The organism is Salinimicrobium oceani (assembly GCF_012037645.1).
Genome location: NZ_JAAVJR010000197.1, coordinates 1 through 634, shown reverse-complemented (window position 1 = coordinate 634; position 634 = coordinate 1). Strand labels below are relative to the sequence as shown.

2 protein-coding genes are annotated in these 634 nt (G+C 42.0%); both read right to left on the bottom strand.

Annotation, left to right across the window (positions count from 1 at the left end; translation table 11 throughout):
* Positions 1–300: efflux RND transporter permease subunit (locus tag HC175_RS16240; protein ID WP_168139437.1), on the bottom strand; the 300-nt coding region annotated here is incomplete at its 3' end.
* Positions 301–358: 58 nt separating this feature from the next.
* Positions 359–634 (bottom strand): hypothetical protein (locus HC175_RS16235; RefSeq protein WP_168139436.1); only part of this gene is annotated, 276 nt, incomplete at its 5' end.

Sequence of the window (634 nt, the reverse complement as noted above, 5' to 3'; positions counted from 1 at the left end):
ATCATCATCAAAGACAATGGTGACTACAGAAAGTCCGAATTTTGAAACCGACCTGATCTCTACCACCCCCGGCAGGTTTGCCATTTCCAGTTCCACGGGAGCGGTAATAAATTGCTCCATATCCTGGGTGGAGAGGTTTTGGGAAGTGGTGATCACCTGTACCTGATTGTTAGTAATATCGGGAACCGCACCAATGGGGATCTGGGTGAGGGAATATAGACCATACCCCACCATTACTGCAGTGAACAGGAGAATAATAAGTTTATTCTTTAAACTGAACTGGATAATATGTTTAAGCATAATTCAATCTTGAAAAAGTGAATTTTTCCTGAAGCTTTCAGAAATGATAAAAACAGAACTATGCGTAAATGGGAGGCTGAAATATCTTGCCGGGAGTTTGGGAGGTATAAGAATTGGTGTAGAAACAGGACACCTGTGGGTGTAGTACCGGGGGAGTTGCCAATTGAAAAATTTGGGGCTCACCTACCACATAAATATTGATCGTTGCCTTGGCAGCATCATGATTAAAGGGAAGGTCTTCATGACCATCATGAGCGGTAAGATGATCTTTTTTAGAGCTGCCGTAGTGTTTAGTGAGAAATTCGAAGAAAGAATCTCCATAGCTTTTAGAATG